Below are 1,217 nucleotides of genomic sequence, written 5' to 3'. Positions count from 1 at the left end.
CTGAGGGCGGCGGGGCGGGTACGCGAGCCTCGACCGGCTGGGCGGAGGCGTAGCCGAACACCACGGCGGCGGCGACCAGGCCGATGGAGCCGAACAGGGTCAGGCGACGGCGGAGATCGAATGGCAGGGCGGAGGATTTGGCAAAGGCGCGCATGAGACGGCTCCTTGGGGAGGACATGCGCCCCGCTTCGCCAGGCGGGCGGAATTCGTTACCGGCTCAGGTCGGCCCGCCCTCGGCCGGGGGCGGCATGGGCTCGGCGAAGCGGGCGGTGGCGGACAGGCCGCAGGCCAGGATCAGGCAGGCCGCAGCCGCCGCGGCATAGGTCGCCTTCGTATGCTCGGGCGCCAGCGGCCGGGCGAACAGCAGGACCAGCAGGGCCATCAGGGCCAGGACGCCGGGGATGTCCATGCCGACGCCGAGGAAGACGGGATGGGCCAGCGTCACGATCCAGGCCCCGCCCAGAACCGTCACGATCGCCGCCGGGACCAGGGCGCGCGGGTCCTTCAAGCTGGCGGCGATCAGGGCGGCGACGGCGGCGGCGAGGGCGGCGATCAGGGCGGGCCAGATGAAGATCAAGGCGGCTTCGGGCGCGGCGCCTTGGGCGACGCAGCCGAGCAGGAAGATCAGGGCGATCAGCCCCAGCCACGCGCCCCAGGTCGTTCGCGGCCAGGCCTGGTTCCACACCGACAGGGCGATGGCCACCCCGCCTGCGCCGATCAGAATGGGATCGAATCCGCCCATGACGGTCCCCGCCGCGACGGCGATGAGGACGACGGCCGAAAGCACGCGCGGCCCGATCGCGGCCCGACCCGCCAGCGCGGCCAGCGTCACCGCGACGACGGTCAGCACGGTCGCGGTCTCCATCCACGGCAGGCGGCGCAGCAGGGTGTAGTAGGCCTCGGCGGACTCGGCGCGCCCTGCGGTCGGACCGGCCAGAACGCGCACCCCTGCGGTCACGACCACGCCCATGACGACCAGCCACAGGCCCGACAGCATGCCGCGTCCGATGTCCCTGGGGTCCAGCCGGGTCGCGTGGCGCGCGCCCCAGGCGGCGAAGGCCAGGGCCGCTGCGGTGATCGCGAGCAGGCCCCAGCCCGTCGCCTTGTCATGCACGATCAGGAACCGGCCCAGCACGTCGCCATAGACCGCGTTGTCGCCCGCGATCGGCAGGGCCTCGGCGGACAGGAGCGCCTCGGTCGCTTCCAGGGCTTGCGAG

1 pseudogene is annotated in these 1,217 nt (G+C 73.5%); it reads right to left on the bottom strand.

What is annotated here, in order from left to right:
• Positions 1 to 217 precede the first annotated feature (217 nt).
• Positions 218 to 1,217 (bottom strand): annotated as a pseudogene (locus tag IP78_RS15530) (peptidase M20); the annotation flags it as partial.

This window comes from Brevundimonas sp. AAP58 (genome assembly GCF_001295975.1).
Lineage (GTDB): Bacteria > Pseudomonadota > Alphaproteobacteria > Caulobacterales > Caulobacteraceae > Brevundimonas.
This window is presented reverse-complemented; position numbering and strand designations above follow the sequence as displayed.